The sequence below is a fragment of the Planotetraspora silvatica genome, from assembly GCF_016863315.1.
Taxonomy (GTDB): domain Bacteria; phylum Actinomycetota; class Actinomycetes; order Streptosporangiales; family Streptosporangiaceae; genus Planotetraspora; species Planotetraspora silvatica.
On sequence record NZ_BOOQ01000040.1, the window covers coordinates 82,594 to 102,040 of the forward strand.

The 19,447-nt window shown below is 69.1% G+C and carries 21 protein-coding genes and 1 riboswitch; of the genes, 10 read left to right on the top strand and 11 right to left on the bottom strand.

The features are described from left to right. Positions 1 to 6: 6 nt before the first annotated feature. From Psi02_RS27945 to Psi02_RS27960, 4 genes are read left to right on the top strand one after another with little or no spacing between them, the layout of a single operon-like run. Positions 7 to 942 (top strand): ABC transporter ATP-binding protein, encoded by a 936-nt coding sequence (locus Psi02_RS27945; RefSeq protein WP_239095210.1) that lies wholly within the window; start codon positions 7 to 9, stop codon positions 940 to 942. Between the two features lie 2 nt (positions 943 to 944). Then, positions 945 to 1,748, top strand: a complete 804-nt coding sequence (locus Psi02_RS27950; protein ID WP_203978686.1) for an ABC transporter permease — start codon at positions 945 to 947, stop codon at positions 1,746 to 1,748. Then, complete coding sequence (locus Psi02_RS27955) at positions 1,748 to 2,554, top strand: ABC transporter permease (RefSeq protein WP_203978694.1); 807 nt, start codon at positions 1,748 to 1,750, stop codon at positions 2,552 to 2,554. The genes Psi02_RS27950 and Psi02_RS27955 overlap by 1 nt, the downstream gene beginning before the upstream one ends. 60 nt (positions 2,555 to 2,614) lie before the next feature. Next, the gene (locus Psi02_RS27960) at positions 2,615 to 3,373 is read left to right on the top strand and encodes a helix-turn-helix transcriptional regulator (RefSeq protein WP_203978695.1); all 759 of its coding nucleotides are present in this window, start codon (positions 2,615 to 2,617) and stop codon (positions 3,371 to 3,373) included. Here Psi02_RS27960 and Psi02_RS27965 read toward each other — a convergent pair. The 5 genes from Psi02_RS27965 to Psi02_RS27985 form a co-directional block, all read right to left on the bottom strand. Beyond that, on the bottom strand, positions 3,363 to 3,764 hold the full coding sequence (locus tag Psi02_RS27965) for a VOC family protein (protein WP_203978702.1): 402 nt from the start codon (positions 3,762 to 3,764) through the stop codon (positions 3,363 to 3,365). The two genes, Psi02_RS27960 and Psi02_RS27965, sit on opposite strands and share 11 nt — an antisense overlap. A gap of 63 nt (positions 3,765 to 3,827) precedes the next feature. Then, a complete protein-coding gene (locus tag Psi02_RS27970; protein ID WP_239095211.1) occupies positions 3,828 to 4,766 on the bottom strand; it encodes a GNAT family N-acetyltransferase in 939 nt (312 codons plus the stop codon). Positions 4,767 to 5,124: 358 nt separating this feature from the next. Then, positions 5,125 to 5,448 (bottom strand): DUF952 domain-containing protein, encoded by a 324-nt coding sequence (locus Psi02_RS27975; RefSeq protein WP_203978704.1) that lies wholly within the window; start codon positions 5,446 to 5,448, stop codon positions 5,125 to 5,127. 17 nt (positions 5,449 to 5,465) lie between these two features. Then, positions 5,466 to 6,080, bottom strand: a complete 615-nt coding sequence (locus Psi02_RS27980) for a TetR/AcrR family transcriptional regulator (protein ID WP_239095224.1) — start codon at positions 6,078 to 6,080, stop codon at positions 5,466 to 5,468. 66 nt (positions 6,081 to 6,146) lie between these two features. Next, on the bottom strand, positions 6,147 to 6,470 hold the full coding sequence (locus Psi02_RS27985; RefSeq protein ID WP_203978708.1) for a DMT family transporter: 324 nt from the start codon (positions 6,468 to 6,470) through the stop codon (positions 6,147 to 6,149). 184 nt (positions 6,471 to 6,654) lie between these two features. On the opposite strand from Psi02_RS27985, the gene Psi02_RS27990 reads away from it, so the two are divergent. Then, positions 6,655 to 7,671 (top strand): radical SAM protein, encoded by a 1,017-nt coding sequence (locus Psi02_RS27990; protein WP_203978716.1) that lies wholly within the window; start codon positions 6,655 to 6,657, stop codon positions 7,669 to 7,671. Positions 7,672 to 7,818: 147 nt separating this feature from the next. Continuing rightward, positions 7,819 to 8,589 (top strand): phytanoyl-CoA dioxygenase family protein, encoded by a 771-nt coding sequence (locus tag Psi02_RS27995; protein ID WP_203978718.1) that lies wholly within the window; start codon positions 7,819 to 7,821, stop codon positions 8,587 to 8,589. 21 nt (positions 8,590 to 8,610) lie between these two features. Here the strand turns inward: Psi02_RS27995 and Psi02_RS28000 are convergent, their stop codons facing one another. The 4 genes from Psi02_RS28000 to Psi02_RS28015 all read right to left on the bottom strand — a co-directional run bounded on the left by Psi02_RS28000 (position 8,611) and on the right by Psi02_RS28015 (position 12,203). Next, positions 8,611 to 8,997 (bottom strand): VOC family protein, encoded by a 387-nt coding sequence (locus tag Psi02_RS28000; RefSeq protein WP_203978720.1) that lies wholly within the window; start codon positions 8,995 to 8,997, stop codon positions 8,611 to 8,613. After that, positions 8,987 to 9,541: a DUF6817 domain-containing protein gene (locus Psi02_RS28005; RefSeq protein WP_203978722.1), complete on the bottom strand. Its 555-nt coding sequence runs from the start codon at positions 9,539 to 9,541 to the stop codon at positions 8,987 to 8,989. Before Psi02_RS28005 ends, Psi02_RS28000 begins: the two co-directional genes overlap by 11 nt. Positions 9,542 to 9,670: 129 nt before the next feature. Continuing rightward, positions 9,671 to 10,771 (bottom strand): L,D-transpeptidase, encoded by a 1,101-nt coding sequence (locus Psi02_RS28010; RefSeq protein WP_239095212.1) that lies wholly within the window; start codon positions 10,769 to 10,771, stop codon positions 9,671 to 9,673. A 262-nt stretch (positions 10,772 to 11,033) separates the two neighbouring features. Further along, the gene (locus Psi02_RS28015; protein ID WP_203978723.1) at positions 11,034 to 12,203 is read right to left on the bottom strand and encodes a cytochrome P450; all 1,170 of its coding nucleotides are present in this window, start codon (positions 12,201 to 12,203) and stop codon (positions 11,034 to 11,036) included. A 150-nt stretch (positions 12,204 to 12,353) separates the two neighbouring features. On the opposite strand from Psi02_RS28015, the gene Psi02_RS28020 reads away from it, so the two are divergent. Further along, positions 12,354 to 12,716 carry an ArsR/SmtB family transcription factor gene (locus Psi02_RS28020; RefSeq protein WP_239095213.1) on the top strand — a complete coding sequence of 121 codons (363 nt, stop codon included), beginning with the start codon at positions 12,354 to 12,356 and terminating at the stop codon, positions 12,714 to 12,716. Continuing rightward, positions 12,713 to 13,159 (top strand): SRPBCC family protein, encoded by a 447-nt coding sequence (locus Psi02_RS28025; RefSeq protein ID WP_203978725.1) that lies wholly within the window; start codon positions 12,713 to 12,715, stop codon positions 13,157 to 13,159. Before Psi02_RS28020 ends, Psi02_RS28025 begins: the two co-directional genes overlap by 4 nt. Positions 13,160 to 13,199: 40 nt before the next feature. Here Psi02_RS28025 and recD2 read toward each other — a convergent pair whose 3' ends face one another. After that, positions 13,200 to 15,461 (bottom strand): SF1B family DNA helicase RecD2, encoded by a 2,262-nt coding sequence (gene recD2, locus Psi02_RS28030; RefSeq protein ID WP_203978727.1) that lies wholly within the window; start codon positions 15,459 to 15,461, stop codon positions 13,200 to 13,202. 64 nt (positions 15,462 to 15,525) lie between these two features. Further along, the gene (locus tag Psi02_RS28035) at positions 15,526 to 16,377 is read right to left on the bottom strand and encodes a helix-turn-helix domain-containing protein (RefSeq protein WP_203978729.1); all 852 of its coding nucleotides are present in this window, start codon (positions 16,375 to 16,377) and stop codon (positions 15,526 to 15,528) included. A 130-nt stretch (positions 16,378 to 16,507) separates the two neighbouring features. On the opposite strand from Psi02_RS28035, the gene Psi02_RS28040 reads away from it, so the two are divergent. Both Psi02_RS28040 and Psi02_RS28045 read left to right on the top strand, forming a co-directional pair. After that, the gene (locus tag Psi02_RS28040) at positions 16,508 to 17,860 is read left to right on the top strand and encodes a serine hydrolase domain-containing protein (RefSeq protein WP_203978731.1); all 1,353 of its coding nucleotides are present in this window, start codon (positions 16,508 to 16,510) and stop codon (positions 17,858 to 17,860) included. Positions 17,861 to 18,517: 657 nt separating this feature from the next. Then, a riboswitch (cyclic di-AMP (ydaO/yuaA leader) is annotated at positions 18,518 to 18,654 on the top strand. A 14-nt stretch (positions 18,655 to 18,668) separates the two neighbouring features. Beyond that, positions 18,669 to 19,340: a CHAP domain-containing protein gene (locus Psi02_RS28045; RefSeq protein WP_203978733.1), complete on the top strand. Its 672-nt coding sequence runs from the start codon at positions 18,669 to 18,671 to the stop codon at positions 19,338 to 19,340. Positions 19,341 to 19,447 lie beyond the last annotated feature (107 nt).

The window sequence follows — 19,447 nt, forward strand, 5'->3', positions numbered from 1 at the left end:
CGACACGTGGCTGACCAATCTCTGATCTCTGCTCGCGGCCTGGTCAAGCGCTTCGGGGACTTCACCGCCGTCGACGGGATCGACCTGGAGGTGGCTCCGGGTGAGGCCTTCGGCTTCCTCGGGCCCAACGGCGCCGGTAAGTCCTCGACGATGCGCATGATCGGCTGCGTTTCCACGCCGACCGCCGGTGAGCTGCGCATCCTGGGGATGGATCCGGTTCGCGACGGCACCCGGATCCGGGCCAGGCTCGGAGTCTGCCCGCAGCTGGACAACCTCGATCCCGATCTGTCCGTCCGGGAGAACCTGACGACCTATGCGCGCTATTTCGGGGTGAGCAGGGCCGAGGCGCGCAGGCGGGCCGACGAGCTTCTGGAGTTCGTCCAGCTGTCCGACCGGGCCAACGGCAAGGTGGAGCCGCTGTCCGGCGGCATGAAGCGGCGCCTGACGATCGCCAGGGCGATGGTCAACGAGCCCGACCTGGTGCTGCTCGACGAGCCCACGACCGGCCTCGACCCGCAGGCCCGCCATCTGGTGTGGGAGCGCCTGTTCCGGCTCAAGCAGCGCGGCACCACCCTGGTGCTGACCACGCACTACATGGACGAGGCGGAGCAGTTATGCGACCGGCTCGTCGTCATGGACGGCGGGAAGATCGTCGCTGAGGGCTCCCCGCGCGCGCTCATCGAGAACTATTCGACGGCCGAGGTCGTCGAGTTGCGCTTCGCCGACGGGCTCGACTCCAACGCCCAGTACGCCGCCAAGCTCGACGGGATCGGCGAGCGGGTCGACCCGCTGCCCGACAGGGTGCTCCTCTACGCCGACGACGGCGACGCCGCCGTGGCCGAGGTGCACCGCCGCGGCCTGTCACCGGCGAGCGTGCTCGTGCGCCGCTCCACCCTGGAAGACGTGTTCCTGCACCTGACCGGCCGGACGCTGGTGGACTGACGATGACCACGGAAACGACCACGGTGAGGGGCGCCGGCGATCCGCGCCCGCTGCGTCCCGTCGTCGCCGTCGTGGAGCGTTATCTGACGCTCTACCGGCGGCTCTGGCAGGCATCGGTCTTCTCGTCGTTCATCCTGCCGATCCTGTTCCTCGTCAGCATCGGCATCGGTGTCGGCGGATACGTCGGATCCATCGAGGGAGTCGACTACCTGTCGTGGATCGTCCCCGGAGTGCTCGTTTCCACGGCGTTCCAGATCTGCGTCGGCGAGTCGACCTATCCGGTCCTGGGCGATTTCAAATGGGTGCGGGCCTACCACGCCATGCGCGCCGCGCCGGTCCAGCCGAAGGACATCGTCCACGGGCACCTGCTCTACATGATCTTCCGGGTGCAGCTCTCCATCGTGGCGTTCCTGCTGGTGGTCGTCTTCTTCGGCGGTCTGCACTCACCCTGGGCGCTCGCCACCCTGCCCATCTGCGCCCTGCTGACGGCCGCGGTCGTGACTCCGGTCACCGCCTTCGCCGCCACGATCGAGAGTGACAGCTACTTCGCGTTGCTCTTCCGGTTCGTCGTGATCCCCGCGACGTTGTTCTCCGGCGTGTTCTTCCCCGTCGAGCAGCTTCCCGTCGCGATCCGGCCCGTGGCGTACGCGTCGCCGGTGTGGCATGCGGTGGAGCTGAGCCGGGCCGCCACGCTCGGCCGCGCGCCGAGCTGGCCGATAGTCGTGCACATCGGATATCTGCTGCTGTGGGCCGTGGTCGGGCTGCTGGCGGCGAGACGAGCGTTCGCCCGGAGGCTGGAAGACTGATGATGACCACCCTTGTGGCCGCCCGGATCTCGGTCTCACCGGGCCGGGTGGGCGCCGTGATCAACCGGAACGTGGGCGCGCTCCGGTCGGGCCCCTCCTACTGGGTCGTGCTCATATCCGGCTTCTTCGAGCCGCTGCTGTACCTGCTGTCCATCGGTGTGGGGGTGGGCGCCCTCGTCGGGGATCTGACCTTCGACGGGCAGACCATGTCCTACGCGGCGTTCGTCGCCCCGGCGATGCTCGCCGTGTCGGCCATGTCCGGCGCGCTGGCGGAGACCACGTTCAACTTCTTCTTCAAGCTCAAATACATGAAGACGTTCGAAGCGGTCCTCGCCACCCCGGTGCGGCCCTTCGAGATCGCGGTGGGTGAGCTCGTCTGGGCGGTGATCCGCGGTTCGCTGTACACCGCGATCTTCCTGGGGTTCATGGTCGCGATGGGACTGACGACGGTGGCCGGGGCTCTTGCCGCGTTCCCGGCGACCGTGCTGGTCGGCCTGGCCTTCGGCGCCGTCGGCATGTGGGTCAGCACGCTGATGCGCGGATGGCAGGACTTCGACCTGCTGGGCACGGGCCAGTTCGCGCTGTTCCTGTTCTCCGGCACTTTCTCGCCTGTGCAGAATTACCCCGTCGGGGTGGAGATCCTGATCCAGCTCACTCCGCTTTACCACGCGGTCGAGTTGGTGCGGGCGCTGTGCACGGGAATCGTCGGGCCTGGCATCCTGGTGAACATCGCCTACCTGGCCGTCATGGGTGTGGGCGGGTTGTGGCTCGCCTCGCGCCGCGTGGAGAAGATGTTGTGCCTCTAGTGTGTCCCGCCTGCCGCGTCCGGATCCCGTCCGGCGCCGAGTCCCGGATGTCGTGACCGGGTGCCGGTGACGGACGCGCGTGACGGCGGCGTGGTGACGGATCCCGATCCCGGTGCGTACCGGGAGCGGGCCTCGCACGTCCCCGGCGCGGTCCTGTGGCGACGGGTGATGCCGGCTTCGGAGTCCGCGCAGCGGGTGCTCCCGGACGGCTGCATGGACCTCATCTGGGCGGACGGCGAGTTGATGATCGCCGGGCCCGACACCGAGGCGCACCTGGCCTCGGATCCGGCGGGCACGCGCTATGTCGGGCTTCGGTTCGCGCCGGGCACCGGCCCCGCCATCCTCGGAGCGCCCGCGCACGAGCTGCGTGACCGCCGGGTTCCACTCGCTGATCTGTGGCCGGCCGTACGAGTCCGGCGGCTGGCCGGCCACCTGCACGCGGTGCTGGAGTCAGGCACGCTGACGGATCTCGGCGCGGCGATGGAGCAGGTCGCGGGGGATCGCTACCAGCAGGCGGGTCCGCCGGACCCCGTGGTGGCGAACATGGTCGCGCTGGTGCGTGCGGGCCTGCCCGCCGCGGGAGTGGCCGAGGCGACGGGGATCAGCGAGCGGCAGTTGCACCGGCGGTGCCTGACGGCCTTCGGGTACGGTCCCAAGACCTTGGGACGGATCCTCCGCATGAACCGCGCGGTCGACCTGGCACGCACTGGCACGTCGTTCGCGACCGTGGCCGCCGTGGCCGGTTATGCCGACCAGGCCCATCTCGCCCGTGACGTGAAGGCGCTGACCGGGGTGCCCCTCGGCACGCTCATCCGCTGACGGGAAGCGGCGCGAACAGTTCGACGTTGTTGCCGTCCGGATCGAACACGGTCGCGTAGCGCTGGCCCCAGAACGCGTCCCACGGAGGGTTATGCCCTTCGTATCCGGCTTCGACGAGTCCCGCGTAGGCGCGGTCCACGTCCGCGGGATCGTCGCACAGGAAGGCCAGGCTGATCTTGGAGCCGGCGCTCGGCGGTGTCCAGGCCGGGTCGAAGGAACGAATGGTCTCGACGTCGTCCCACGCGAGCCGTATGCCGCCGGGCAGTACCACCTCGACGTGCGGTTCCGCGTCGGCCGTCGCCGGGATGTCGAGCCCGAGGTGGCGGTAGAAGGCGAGTGATTTGCCCATGTCGGCCACCACGAGGCCGATCAGATTGAAGGAAGGTGCCATGCGGGTCACGCTACGGGACCCGCATGGCACCGTCTTGAACGAATCAGACACCCGGTGCCCTGGTCAGCTCCACGTCATCGTGATCTGACGTTCGTCGTTGGCATACCCGGCCCGCTGGAAGGCCTTCGCCATGGGGACGTTGCCGACGTCCGTGGCGGCCCGGATACGCGGAACGTCCTGTCCGGCGAGCACACGGGTGCCCTCGGCGAGGATGCCGTCGACGTAGCCGTTGCCGCGGTGGGCGGGCAGCACGCCGATGTAGGCGATGATCGGGTTGTAGTCGTTGCGGGCCGCGATGACGAACCCCACCGGCTCGCCGCCGGACAGAGTCGCGATCCGCCACCACTCCCGCGGGCTCGTGTAATGCGCGAGCTCGTCGTCGTGATGTCTGACCGCCGCTTCACGGGCGGAAAAACGCGTCAGGTCGTCGCGACCGTGCGCGTCGAGAGTCCCGTCCATCGTCAGGGTCATCAGGTCGAGGATCTCTTCGGTGTCGCGGACCGGCCGGAACTCCAGACGGCCGTCCGGCTCGGGAACCGGTGTCCCGGGACGCCAGACCAGCCGGAGCCGTTCGACGAACAGGCGGGCACCGACCTTTTCCAGCGCCGCCATGCGGTCCTCGACCACGCCCCTGGACGCCGCGTCTTCGTGCCAGTCGGGCGGGATGAACCGCATGTACTCGGGCGGCGTCGTCCCCGCCCGGAGAGTTTCGGGCATGGCCGTCCGCAACAGCCGTACGCCGATGTCCACGCGATCGGGTTCCGCGTCGTCGACGTCGAAGACGTCCAGGAAGGACGGTGACTCTTCGTCTGGCCGGCCCCACCAGGCGGCCCTGGCCACGAGACGGTCGCCACGCAGGGCGACCCACATCCACGGCGGCCGTCGGCGGCCGGTGTCGAGGTCGTCCGCCAGTTCCTCGTTGAGGGTGTAGGGCAGCCGGGAGAAGAGGTCGAGTTCTTCGCGTCCGGTGATCGGACGCATGATCAGGTCGTTCGGGTACAAGTTAAGGCACACTCCAGTGAGGGCGCCTGTGTTCCGGGGTCAAACGCGGTGCGCGCCCCGGGAGGACACAAGCGCAGTGATCATGGGGATCATGGGCTTATCCCTCCTCTCATCGATCATCGGCCCCGCGGTTCCGTTGGGGCATCTACCGGTAATAAGTAGCGAATCGCTGGATCTACCGCAAATGCATTTCCTGGCCGATTGCATGATCACCGAATGTGTCCGCCCAGGTCGGACGGTCCAATGCCGAATCCGTGCATGATCACGATTCGCGTTGTACCAGCTCAAGGGGTATTCCGCCGAACCTGCGCATGATCACGACCGAGGGTGCGTGATCACCATGGACGGTCGTGCGTGGCTACGGGCGGGGGGTGAAGGGGGTCGCGTCGGTGACGGCGGCGACGGGGATCGGGCCGTAGATGTGAGGGAAGGCCTCGGTCGTCCCCTCGGCGACCTCGAACTTCAGCGGGCAGTTCAGCAGGCTCTCATCGATGGCCAGGAGCAGCAGCGGCTCGGTGACGTCCAGATAGAAACGCCGGGCCACCCCCTCGGCCTGGGCCAGGTCGGCGGAGGCGTGGATGAAGCCCTCCTCGTCGAGCGTGCGGCCGAGGGTGGACACCCGATACTCGCCCGCCTTCTCGGCGTGTTCCCAGTCGGCCGCCAGTGCAAGGTGAAAAATCATGACACGGAGCCTAGGGGTCAGCTGATGGCATTGAGCGCGCGGGCCACCACGTCGCGGGCACGCTCGAGGCCCTCGGGCCGCGCCTCCACGATGTCCTCCAGCCACAGACCCGACAACACGGTGGTGACGAACCGGACCTCGGACCGCCCGCAGGCGTATCCGGCCCGTTCGAGCACCGACGCGACGATCTCGTCGCAGCCGTCCGTCCACGCCCGCGCGACGTCCTGAAGAGCCGGATCCCGGCCCGCCTGCAGATAGAGCTCCCACAGGCCGAGCTGCCGTGGCCGGTCGACGGCGTAGACCGTGGCGAGCTTGTCCGCGAGAACCTCGGGAGACCGCTCGCGCACGTCTTCCAGCGACAGGCGCATGTCGGCCAGTTCCCGCTCGACGAGCAGGGCGAACGCCTGGGCGAGCAACTCGTCACGACCGGCGAAGTAGTAGGTGGTCGCCGCGAGGGGGATCCCGGCCCGCCGGGCGACGGCACGGTGCGTCGCGGCGGCGAAGCCGCCCTCCCCCAGCAGATCGGCGGCCGCGCCCAACAGCGCCTCGCGACGGCGGAGGGCACGTTCCTGCCTGCGCCGCCGCTGGGTCACGACCTCCGCGCCGGCGTGCCCCTCGCGCCGCTCGTCCACCTCATCCAAGGAACGACCTCACGAAACAGAGCCGATGCGACGTACCGACTCGAGGTGCCATCCGGCTCAGTGGGAGCCGGCCAGGTTCAGCACCACGACGCCACAGATGATCAAAACGATACCGGCGGCCTTGGTCAGGTTCATCCCCTCGCCGAGGAATAACGTGCCGATCAGGGCGATGGCCGCCGTGCCGATGCCCGCCCACACGGCGTAGGCCACGCCGACCGGCATCTCCAGCTTGAGGGCACGTGCGAGCAGGACGAGGGACGCCACGTATCCGATGACGACCACGATGGTCCACCCGACGTTGGACAGCCCGTTGCTCAACTTGAGAGCGGAGGTGGCCAGGACCTCCGTGGCGATGGCGGCGACGAGCAGGATCCACGCCATGGGAACCTCCACTTAAGCGGTACGCTTGTACCAGTTTAAGGGTTTCCCATGGTCAGGGCCATGGGCATTTCGCCACTCTTTCCAGGCGGCGAATCCTGTCCCTCCATGCCCCCGCCGGGCGGGGGCCACTCCCGTACGGCGCGGCACTTGGCGTCAGGGTCGAATGCGTGTTCTACTGATCCCCATGCGTCGCGACGCCTCTCCCGGCCCCGCCATCACTCCAGGGGTTCAGCAGTCGCTCCTCGACGGAGGGCCCTCGCGGCCCCGGGTCGAACGGCAGGCCGTCATGCGGGCCTTCGACGGAATCACCTGCTACGAGGTGCCCGCCCGGGTCGCGATCGACAAGGTCCCCGAGGCCGCGGAGCTTCCCTATCAATGGGCGGTCAGCCCCTATCGCGGCTGTCAGGCCGCGTGCAGCTACTGCATGGCCAGGCGCGGCCACCGCTACCTCGGGCTCGACGCGGGAGAGGACTTCGCCTCGCGGATCGTCGTCAAGACCAACCTGGCCGATCGGTTACGCCGCGAGCTCACCTCACCTCGCTGGCACGGTGATCCGGTCGCGCTCGGGCTGACCGGCGACTGCTACCAGCCCGCCGAGGAGACCTACCAGCTGATGCCCCGCGTCATCCGCGCCCTCGCGGAGGCGGGCAACCCCTTCACCGTTCTGACCAAGAGCCCGCTCATCCTCCGCGATCTCGACGTGCTGCGCGAGGCGGCCAAGATGACCCAGGTGAACGCCTCGGTGTCGGTGGGCTTCGTCGACGACCGCATCCGCCGGGCCGTCGAGCCGGGCGCGGCGACCCCCCAGCGACGGCTGGAGGTGTGCGCCGCGCTGAACGACGGCGGCATCCCCTGCGGTGTCCTGATGGCGCCGATCCTCCCCCTGATCACCGACTCGGCCGACCACCTCCTGTCCACGGTGCGGCGGGCGGCCGAGGCGGGCGCGGTCAGCGTGACCCCGGTCGTCCTGCGGCTCCCCTCCGGGGCCCGGGAGTGGTACATGGGCTGGCTGGAGCGCGAACACCCCGGGCTCGTCCCCCGATACCAGGCGCTGTACGGCAAGGGCCCCACGGCCGACGCCGACTACCGGCGCCGGATCGCCGACCAGGTCCGCAGCTTGACGGAGGCGTACGGCATCGGGCAGTCGGCCAGACGGTGGCGCCGCCGCCGATCACCGGCCAGGCAACTCGCCCTGGTCTGAGTCCTGGTCTGAGTTTTCGTCTGTGCTCTGGTGCGAGCCCTGTCCAGAGTCGAAGTCTGGGCCGAAGTCTGGGCCGCAACGCCGTTCGGCCCGGCGGCCGAAAATAATGAGGAGACGTGGGGGCTCCGGATCGTTAGCGTTCATGGCATGAGTACGGTGGATGGCCCGGCGGTCGACGTGGACGTCGAGCGGTTCGTGGCGGACGGATTCATCAAGGTCGAAGAGGCCTTCCCGCGGGCGGTCGGCGACCGTATCCGGGAGTCGTTCTGGGAGCAGATCGGGCTGTCGCCGGACAGGCCGTCGGAGTGGGTCAAGCCGGTCATCTGGGCGGTCGACGAGACGGGACAAGGCCCGTTCGGGGAGGCGATCCGCGGCCCGAAGATTGCCGCGGCGCTGGATCAGATCGCGGGCAAGGGCGGCTGGCTCCCGCGCGGCACCGTCGGCATGGCACCGATCCGCTTCCCGCACCCGGAGGATGCCGGGGACACCGGCTGGCACATCGACCAGAACGATCCCGGTCCGGACGGCGCCTGGGGGATCATCTCGGCCAGACCGCACACCATGCTGGCGCTGCTGCTCTACTCCGAGGTCACCGAGCAGGACGCCCCCACTCGGATCCGGGTGGGCTCCCATCTCGACACGGCCCGCGTCCTGGAGCCGTACGCTGAGCGTGCCCTGCCGTTCCTCGAGTCCGGCCCCGTCATGGATGCGGCGGGCGCGGACCGTCCGGTGGCCCTCGCCACCGGACTGCCCGGCGACGTCTACCTGTGCCACCCGTTCCTGGTCCACGCGGCCCAGCCGCACCACGGGACGCGGCCGAGGTTCATGTCGCAGGTCCCGTTCTTCCTGTCCGAGCCCCTGCGGGCCGGCGAGTCCACACCCCTGTCCCGGGCGATACGGCTCGGCCTCACAGGCTGACCGACAGGAGATCCCCGGCGTTCAACCCGATGAGTAGACGCTGATCTCGATCAGGTTGCCATCGGGATCGCGCAGGTAGACGCTGTCCATCGGGCCGATCGCGCCCGTGCGCGGGACCGGCCCTTCCTCGATCGGCACACCGTGCGCGGTCAGCTCGGTGATCACCTGCTCCAGCGAGTCTGTCGTGATCAAGCACAGATCGGCGCTGCCCGGGATCGGGTGAGTGGCCTTGGGTTCGAACTCCTGACCCGCCTGGTGCAGGTTGATCTTCGAGTGGCCGAAGACCAGCGCCCGGCGGCCACCTCCGAAGGTGATCGGGGTCATCCCCAGTACCCGGGTGTAGAAGTCGACCGTGGCCTCCAGATCGGCGACGGTCAGCACCAGGTGATCGAGCCGGTCAATCCGCATCGGCCACCTCCTTCCCGGCCAGGATCGTCTGGCAGTCTGTCCAGGCCGCCACCGACAACAGCGGCCGGGCGCGAGTGAACAGCGTCAGCAGATCAGATCCGTACTTCACGGCGAAGTCAGGGTCGTGGTCGGCCAGGTCGAGCTCGTTGGCCGCGGTCAGCTCGGCGAACCAGGCCAGCTCGGCCGCCGCGATCGGCGCGGTCCGGCCGGTGAACCTGTCGCGGAATTCGACTGGGTCGGCGACCCCCAACTGGGGGTAGACGTGTGCACGATTGCAGGCGCCGTACCGGTAGACCAGGTCTTCGGCCTCCGATCCGATGACCTCCTCGAGCAGGTCCCGCCCGGCGAGGCCGAGCAGGCCAGTCGGGAAGCCGTCGGTTCCGTAGAAGGCGTGGCACAGTCCGGCTGTCCGCAGTGCGGGTGAGGCCTTCCAGCGGGTCAGGCGGTCACGCACCCGAATCAGATGGTCCAGCAACATGCCACCGGGGTGGGGGACGGTCTCCGCGCCGAGCCGGCGTAGGAGCCGTATCGCATTGCCATGCATACCTGGCATTGTCCCAAGGCGCTCGGCGTGGAAGGAGGATCGCCACCCCCGCCGACGTCAGACCCCCTGCCGAGGGCAGCGAAAAGGGCCCTCCGGTGAACACCCGAGGGCCCTGATGCCGAGGCGCCGCTACTTGAGCGCGCTGCCCTTCTCCCACTCCTTGAACGGCATCTGCCAGAAGCCCCAGCCGTTCCACGACTCCAGGATGCGGGTGGTGCCGGTGACCTTGACGACGTCACCGCGGTGGAAGTTGTCGTAGAACCACTTGGCCTGCGCCGGGCTGGCGTTCACGCAGCCGTGGCTGACGTTGGCGTAGCCCTGCGAGCCGACCGACCACGGTGCGCTGTGGACGTACTCGCCACTGTTGGAGATGCGGACGGCGTAGTTGACGATCTCCTTGTAGTAGCCGGGGTCGCCCTCCTTCTTACCCGGAGAGATCATCGTGACCGGGTTCGCGCGCTCCATCGTGAGGTGGATGCCGCTGGTCGTCGTGTACTCGCGGGTGTCGCCCTTGCCGGCACTGATCTTCATCGTCTGGACGGTCTTGCCGTCCTTCTTGACGTACATCATGTGCGTCTTCACGTTGACGGTGCTGATCAACGCCGCGCCGATGTTGATGGTCGCGCTGGAGTTCTTGACGCCGTACATGTCCTTGCCGCCGCGCACGCCCGCGAGGTTCGCGGTGAACTTCACCTGCTGGTGGGCGGGCCAGTACTTGGCGGGACGGTAGATCACCTGCTTGGCGCTCATCCAGCGCCAGGCACCGTCGACCGGCTTCTGGGCCTTGACCTTCAGGGCCTTCTCGACGGACGCCTTGTCGGTCACCGCCTGGTTGAAGGTCACCATGATCGGCATTCCGACACCCACCGACTCGCCCTTGACGCCCGGGGTGATGTCGGCGACGGCCAAAGGAAACTTGGGCTTCAGTGTGCTGAACTGGCTGGTCGCCTCGGCGGGGCCGCCCTCACCGCTGGCCTTGGCCGACACGGTGTACTTGCTCGACGGCTTCAACGGGCCCTTCGACGTCCACTTGGTGCGAGTGGAGTCGAACTCACCCTCGACCGGCACGCCGCCGGCCTGGACGACGACCTCTTCGAGGGAACCGTTGTCGGCCGTCACGACCACGGCTTTGTCCGGGCGCACCTTCGCGGTGCCCTTGACCGGACTGATCTTGATGGTCGGTACCGGCTTCGCGGGCGTGGACTCACCGGAGTCGCCCCCCGGCGACACGGTGGATCCCGATCCCGACCCACTGGAACATGCTGCCAATGCCGTGACCATGGCCACGGCGACCCCGGCGATGGGCAACTTAGACCGGGTGTGAGTGCTCGTCACAACTTCTCCCCCATGGGCGCAAAGTGCACACAAGACCTTATTAGGGGTAGCCGTTGATATGTGCAATTTCTGGGTCGGTTAGGTCACAGTTTGGTCGCCGAATGTTCACACCTATCTCGATCACCGGTAAAGTCCGCGTCAAACCTGATCATGAGCGTCAGTCAGCTGTTTTTCCGGGGCTCGTCCGCCGCAGATCAAGGCGTGCGGGAACCCGCAGATTGGGCGACGGCTCGTAGTGGATCTCCGGGTTGACAAGCACCCACGAGGCCGCTGCTTCGACCACTCCCGCCGCGAGGGCGGTCGCGGGCGCATCGCCGGGACACGACCTGATTCCGGCGCCGAATCCGAAATGCGGACAGCCGGCAGGTTCGCCCTCCGTGTCCTCGCCCGTGTGCCGGCGATCGGCATCGGATCTTCGGGGATCGAACCGGTCGGGATCGAACCGGTGAGGATCAGGGAACGCGTCGGGATCGCGGTTGGCGGACGCGAGGTCGAGGACGACCACGGTGCCCGCGGGAACGAGCACTCCGCCCACGATCGTGTCCGCCGTGGCCACCCTGCGCGTCAGCCGTACGGGAGGGGTGTGGCGGAGAGCCTCCGTGAGGATCGCCTCGGCCGGCCACCGGGCGACCACGGCGCGCGGCAGTCGCGTCAGCAGATCGAGAGCGTTGCCGATCAGGCCCGCCGTCGCGTCGCACGCCTGGATCAACAGCGCCGCCACGGCGGCCAGCCGTTCCGGCTCCGGGTGTCCGAGCAGGTCCGCCAGTACAACCACGGCCCGGTCGGCATGTTCGTCCCGCTCATCGGCCCCGGGGCCGTGCCGTGCCGTAGCGGGCCGCGGGTGGTAGGCGGCGGCCATCGCGGTGACGGCGCCGACGGCCTCCTCCCGGCGCTCCGGGACGATGCCCAGGTGCGTGGCGAGAACGCCGACCGGTACGCGGCGGGCGAGCCGTGCCATCACGTCGACGACGACCGCCTCGGCCGGCCCAGACGAGGACGACCAGGGCGAGGACGACCCGGCGGAAGACGGCTCAGCAGAAGAGGGCCCGGACGAGGACAGGTCGGCGGAGGCCAGGTCGGCGGAGGCCAGGTCGAAAGCGTCCGCGCGCAGTCGGGTTGGACTGATCGGGGACAGCAGTCCGATCGCGCGTGACCTGCGCCGGGCGTGCTCCTCCCCGTTGCTGAACCTGCTCACCGCTCCCCGGAGCCAGGCGATGCCGTGTGTGCCGTCCGTCACGGGCGAGGCCGCGGGCACCTCGAAGCGCGCATCGGACAACACGGCTCGAACGTCGGCGTGCCGTGTGATCACGGGAGGTTCGTGTGTCATGCCCGGAACGCTAGGCGCGCGACGTTTCGGTGCGAGGCGAAGCGTGTGCCCCCTCTGCCCGTGGACGGCACATCCTCCCCCGGCGGGCCAATTCCAGAATGGTTAAGCAACCACTTGACTATTGAGCCCTCGCAACGGATAGTTAAGTACGTGCCTAAGTATGAGTTGGATCGGGTCTTCCAGGCGCTGGCGGACACGACCCGCCGGAGCATGGTCGAGCGGCTGGTCCGCGGGCCGGCCTCGGTGAGCGATCTGGCCAGGCCGCTGGACATGTCCCTGCCGGCCGTCATGCAGCACCTGCAGGTCCTGGAAGCATGCGGCCTGGTCAGGTCCGGCAAGACCGGCCGCGTCCGCACCTGCCACATCGAGCCGGAGGTGCTGCGGGCCGCCGAGGAGTGGATCACGCGGCAGCGCACGTCCTGGGAGCGGAGTCTCGACCGACTCGGCGACTACCTGACCGAAGATCCCCAGGCGGCACCAGGCCAGGAACCAGAGAACAGGAGCACATCATGAGCGACCGTTCCGTCACCCACACCACGTTCACCCTCGAACGCGTCTACAAGGCGTCACCGGCCCGCGTCTTCGCCGCGTGGGCCGACCCCGAGGCGAAGGCCCGCTGGTTCGCCGGACCCGCCGCCGAGCACGAGCTCGACTTCCGCATCGGCGGCAGAGAGGTCACCCGCGGGCACGCGGCGGACGGCTCGGCGCTGACGTTCGAGTCCGTCTACCACGACATCATCCCCGACCAGCGGATCGTCGCGGCCTCCGTCCTCAAGTCCGGCGACACCATGGCCACGGTGTCCGTCACAGCCGTGGAGCTCACCCCGGACGGTGAGGGCACCCGGCTGCTGCTCACCGAGCAGGGCACGTTCCTCGACGGGCACGAACAGCCCTCCTGGCGGCAGCAGGGCACGCTCGACCAGCTCACCGCGCTGGAGGCCGAACTCCGGCGTTAGAGCCGGTCCCGAGGGCGGGCCGCGGCACCCGGGCCGGTCGTCAGGGTCGCGCCGGGGCGTCGAGGCGATGGGTCAGGCCGGTGTGCCGGCGGCCCGCCCCCTTCGTCCGTACGGCCTGCGCGAGCGCGCGCCGGGACCCCACGATGACCACGAGCTTCTTGGCCCGGGTGATGGCGGTGTAGAGCAGGTTGCGCTGCAGCATCATCCACGCACTCGTCGCGAGCGGGATGACGACGGCCGGATACTCGCTCCCCTGGGACCGGTGGATGCTGACCGCGTACGCGTGGGCGAGCTCGTCGAGTTCGTCGAAGGAGTAGTCGACGTTCTCGTCCTCGTCGGTGAGGACGGTCAGCTTGCTCTCCTCCGGCGACATGCCGGTGACCACGCCGACCGTGCCGTTGAACACCCCGGCGGCGCCCTTGTCGTAGTTGTTGCGCAGCTGTGTGACCTTGTCGCCCACGCGGAAGACCCGCCCGCCGTAGCGGCGCTCGGGCATGCCCTCTCGTGCCGGCGTCAGCGCCTCCTGCAGGGCGATGTTGAGCGCTCCCGCGCCGGCGGCCCCGCGGTGCATCGGAGCGAGCACCTGGACGTCGCGCCGCGGGTTGAGACCGAACTTCGCCGGAATGCGCCGCGCCACCACGTCGACCGTCAGGGAGGCGATCTCCTCCGGCTCCTCGCAGGGGAAGAGGAAGAAGTCCGGGAAATCCCTGACCAGGGGGGACTGGCCGGTGTTGACCCGGTGGGCGTTGACGACGACCCCGGACTCCTGCGCCTGGCGGAAGATCTGCGTCAGCCGTACCCGGGGGATCTCCGGAGCGGCCAGCAGGTCACGCAGCACCTCGCCCGCGCCGACCGAGGGAAGTTGGTCGACGTCGCCGACGAACAGCAGGTGCGCGCCGGGTGCCACGGCCTTGGCCAGCTTGTTGGCGAGCAGCAGGTCGAGCATGGACGCCTCGTCGACGACGACCAGGTCGGCGTCGAGCGGATTGTCGCGGTCGAACGTGGCGTCGCCGCCCGGGCGCAACTGCAGCAACCGGTGGACGGTGGTGGCCTCGTGGCCGGTCAGCTCCGACAGGCGCTTGGCGGCGCGCCCGGTGGGCGCCGCCAAGATGACCTTGGCCCGTTTGGCCTTGGCCAGTGTGACGACCGAGCGGACGGTGAAGCTCTTGCCGCAGCCGGGGCCGCCGGTGAGGACGGCCACCTTCTCCGTCAGGGCCAGCCGTACGGCCTGGGCCTGCTCGGGGGCGAGGTCGGAACCGGTTCTGCCGCGCAGCCAGTCGAGGGCGGCGGGCCAGTCGACGTCGGCGAACGCCTTCATCCGGTCGTGGCCGGAGGCCAGGAGCCCGCGCAGCGTGCCCGCCAGTGAGAGCTCGGCGCGGTGGAAGGGCACCAGGTAGACGGCGGGCACGGAGCCCTCCCCGACCGGCACCTCCTCGCGGACCACGCCCTCCTCGGCGACGAGTTCGTCGAGGCAGGTGGCGGTGAGGTCGGGCGCCACCTCGAGGATCTTCACCGCGTCCGCCACGAGGTTGGGCGCGGGGAGGTAACAGTGGCCGTCGTCGGCCGCCTGCGACAGGGTGTAGCGCAGGCCGGCCTTCACCCGTTCGGGGCTGTCGTGCGGGATGCCCACCGCCTGGGCGATGGTGTCGGCGGTCTTGAAGCCGATGCCCCACACGTCGTCGGCGAGCCGGTAGGGCTCCTTGCGGACCACGTCGATCGACTCGTCGCCGTACTGCTTGAAGATCCGCACCGCGATCGAGGTGGAGACGCCGACGCCCTGCAGGAAGATCATCACTTCCTTGATGATCTTCTGTTCCTCCCAGGCGGCGCCGATCATCTTCGTCCGCTTCGGGCCGAGCCCCGGCACTTCGACGAGCCGGCCCGGTTCCTCTTCGATCACGCGCAGGGTGTCGGTGCCGAAATGGTCCACGATGCGCTCGGCCATCTTGGGGCCGATGCCCTTGATCAGCCCCGAGCCGAGGTACCGCTGGATTCCCTGGATCGTGGCCGGCAGGACCGTGGTGTAGGACCACACCTCGAACTGCCTGCCGTACCGGGGGTGAGAGCCCCACCGGCCGGTCAGCCGCAGCGACTCGCCGACCTGCGCCCCGAGCAGCGGGCCGACGACGGTCAGCAACTCGTTGCCGCCGCGGTCGGTGGCGACCCGCGCGATCGTGTACCCCGTCTCCTCGTTGGCGTAGGTGATCCGTTCGAGGACCGCCTCGAGGACCGCGCCCGGCGGCCTGCCTCCCTCGGAGCCCGTGCCGGACCCGCCGGAGGGGCCGCCAGGAGGATTGGTCATGCACGGCATTCTTCCGCAGTGGCCGAGGGCCTGTGCTCACTCGCCGACGTCCGGCCGGGGCCGGCTATGCCTCAACCGCGAGCATGGACGCGGCTTCCGGCGGGACCGCCAGCGTGGCGAGGAGGTGGAGGCGCTGCTCGGAGTCGGAGCCGGGGTCGGCGTGGTAGGTGATCAGCATCTGGCCCGCGCCGGACAGGGCGAGCTTCTCGTAGCGCAGGTCGAGCGGGCCGACCTGCGGGTGCAGCAGCCGGGTCAGGCCGCTGGTCTTGTGCCGGACGTCGTGACGAGCCCACAGGGTGCGGAAGCGTTCGCTGCCCAGGCTCAGCTCCCCGATGAGGTTGACCAGGCGCGGGTCGTCGACGCCCGCCCCGATCACCGACCGCAGGTACGGCACGGCCTTGGCGGTCATGTCGTCCCAGTCGCGGTAGAAGACGCGCATCTCCGGCTCGAGGAAGGCCGCGCGGAGGGTGTTGGAGCCGGGCGCGTAGTGGGGTGACAGCGCGACGGCCAGCGGGTTGGCGGCCAGGACGTCCCCGCTGCGGCCGTGGACGTACGCCGGCGTCGTCGTCCAGTTGCCGATCAGGTTCCGCACGCTGTCGCTGACGCGCTCGGGGCGTGCGGTCCTGCGCCGTTTCTGCGGCACCGGATGGGCGAGGTCGTGCAGGTACGCCGACGCCTCGCCGTCGAGCCGCAACGCCTTCGCGATGCAGTCGAGGATCTGGTCGGACGGGTGCCGGTCGCGCCCCTGTTCCAGCCGCAGGTAGTACTCGGTGCTGATCCCGGCCAGCAGCGCGACCTCCTCGCGCCGCAGCCCGGGGACCCGGCGCCGCTCCCCCTCGGGAAGGCCGACCTCGCCGGGACGGACGAGCTCACGCCTGGCCCGCAGATATTCACCGAGTGTGCTGGTCACAGCCATGACGCCGATGCTATCCGGCTCGAACGGGCCGTTCCTGTCCCTGCCGGCACCAGGATCGGCGGGAACCCGGCGGCCCGGCACAGGGGGCGCGTTAGCCTGGACCGATCACGAAACGGGGAGGGTCGCGAAGATGGTTCTCGAGGGTACGGCTCGCGCGTTGCTGCGGAGACTGGCGGTCGAACAGGCGGAATCGCGCATTCCGTCGATAGTGGCGGCGCTGGTCCGGGACGGCCGGGTCGCGTGGTTCGGCGGCCGCGGACGGGTCGGCGGGGAGCAGCCCGGCGAGGACACGCAGTACCGCATCGGATCGATCACCAAGAGCATGGTCGCGGTCCTGATCATGCGGCTCCGCGACGAGGGGCAGCTCGACCTGCTCGACCCCCTGGACAAGCTCCTGCCGGGAACGCCGGTCGGCGACGTGACGATCGCCCAGCTGCTCTCCCACACGGCCGGGCTCACCGCCGAGTCGCCGGGTGAATGGTGGGAACGCACCCCGGGAGTCCCCGCGGCCGAGCTCATCGGCTCGCTCGGATCGGAGTCGGCCAGGCACCGGCCCGGCCGCCGTTACCACTACTCGAACGTCGGCTTCGCCCTGCTCGGCGAGATCGTCGCGCGCAGGCGCTCGGCCCCATGGGGGGAGGTCCTGCGGGAGGAGGTCCTGGAACCGCTCGGCATGCGTGAGACCACTCCGCGTCCGCGAGCGCCGCACGCGACCGGCTTCGCCGTCCACCCGTGGGCCGACGTGCTGCTCCCCGAGCCGGAAAACGACCACGGGGCGATGGCGCCGGCCGGGCAGCTCTGGTCGACGGCGACCGATCTGGCCCGATGGGCGGCGTTCGTGGGCGGCGACACCGGCGGCGTGCTGCGGCCGGAGACGGTCGCGGAGATGCGCGAGCCCGCCGCCGTCGAGGACGGAGACGTCTGGACGCGGGGATACGGCCTCGGCCTTCAGCTGAGCCGGTACACCGGCCCGGCCGGTTCTCGCAGGCTCGCCGGGCACACCGGTTCCATGCCGGGCTTCCTGGCCACCGTCTGGGCGGATCCGGCGGACGGCACGGGCGTGCTGTTCCTGGCGAACACCACCTCGGGGATGCGCGCCTCCCTGCTCACCGATCTGCTCGACATCCTGACCCAGCACGAGCCGCCGTTGCCGGCCGAATGGTCGCCGGCCCCCGTCGACGAGGACCTCCTGGCGTTGACCGGGCCGTGGTACTGGGGCCCGACGGCATATGTCTGCCGGGTGCTGCCGGGGCGGGGGCTGTCGCTCACCCCGGTGAGCGCCCAGGGCCGGGCCTCCCGCTTCGCCGCCCGGGCCGACGGCACCTGGCTGGGGCTCGACGGCTACTACGCGGGCGAGACGCTCCAGGTCGTCAGGACCGACGGCGGTGTGCACCTGGACCTCAACACGTTCGTCTTCACGCGGGAGCCGTACGACGCGGCCGTCCCGGTGCCGGGAGGTGTCGACCCGCAGGGCTGGCGCTGACGGGCCTCAGCCGTCGAGGTAGCCGCAGGATGGCGAGCATCCTGCGGCTGTAGCCGGGATCACGGGGCAGGTCGAACTTGTCCATGATGGCGTTGACGTGCCTTTCGACGGTGTTGAGCGACACATGCGGGGGTTCGGCGATCGCCGCGTTTGACGTAGCCCTGCGCGAGGTCTCTCAGCACCTCCGCCTCGCGCGGGCTCAGCCTGCTCATCGGGTCGGCGTGGGTGGTGATGCGCGTGCCCGCTGTGCCCGGGATGCGGGGCGCGGGCGTCCAGGAGCGCGCCGACCGTCCGGTCACCGCAGCGTTTACACAATCCGTCTAGAGTGATCATGCCGATAACGCTGGGCAGCCGGTGATGCGGCCACCATGGTGGCGAACCTCCGGCTCCGATGGCGGAAAACCGTAAAACCCCGGTGACCCGCGGGTGATCGCGCGACTTCTTTACCCGATGTCCCTTTCCCCGCAGCAGTAGGGGAAGGATCTGCCACGCCCGATCATCCGAGCGTTTGTCGAAGGCTGACAAGTAAAATCTGACTTGTCCTTACTTGACCGGTATGGATGCGTCTATTACCTTTTAGGTAACTCAGGGCATACCTGTCCGTTTCAATCAACGGCAGATGTGCCCTCTCGGATGGCGGTTCCTTCCGTCAAGAAGGACCGTCCACCGCCGAGTCCGCGCCAGCGCGGAGCCGGGGACCCACCTCTCCTGGGGTGAATCGGCACACATCGTGCCGTAGGGCGCCTTCCAGCCCGAACCCGTCAGCTAACCCGGTAGGCGGCCTGGAAGCAAGGGAGTAGACCCCAGCATGCGAGCCCTGAAGACCTGCATCAACGCTGCTCTCGTGACCGGCGCTCTCGCTTCGGCGGTGGCCGCCGGACCGATGGCGGCAACGGCTCACGCCCAGAACTCCGACCACATCGTGGCCGGTAGCGACAACACGACGCCCCTGGCCAAGGAGGCTGCGGGACTGCCCAAGGTCAGCCCGTCTCAACTGCTGAAGCTGGCCGAAAGCCAGGTCGGCGTGCGAGAGAACTCTCTCGGCGGCGGCACCAAGTTCCAGGCCTGGTACATGTCCTCGCCGCGCGCCAGGGAGACCGTGGCCCGCGACGGCGGGCGCCCGGCCGACTACGCCAACGCTGAGTGGTGCGACATGTTCGTCTCCTGGGTGGGCAACCAGCTCGGCATCCAGCCCGTCCTCGGAGCGGACGCCTACACCGTCACGCACGCACGCTGGTTCGCGCAGAACGGCCGCTGGGGCACCGTCCCCAAGCCGGGCGCCGTGGTGTTCTTCAGCTGGAGCGGCAGCAAGAGCATCGACTCGATCAACCACGTCGGCTTTGTCATCAAGGACAACGGCAACGGCACCATCCAGACGGTCGAAGGCAACACCGGCAACGCCGTGCAGATCCGCACCAGGCCGACCTCAGAGGTGGCCGGATACGGCTACCCGTACTACACGGCGAGTGACAGCGCCTGATCGGATCTCAAACCGAAAGCGCGCCCGGAGGCGTTCCGGGCGCGCTTTCGGTTTACGATCTTCTGGGCCGGACGGCAAGCTTCGAAGTTGATTTATATAAGCCACAG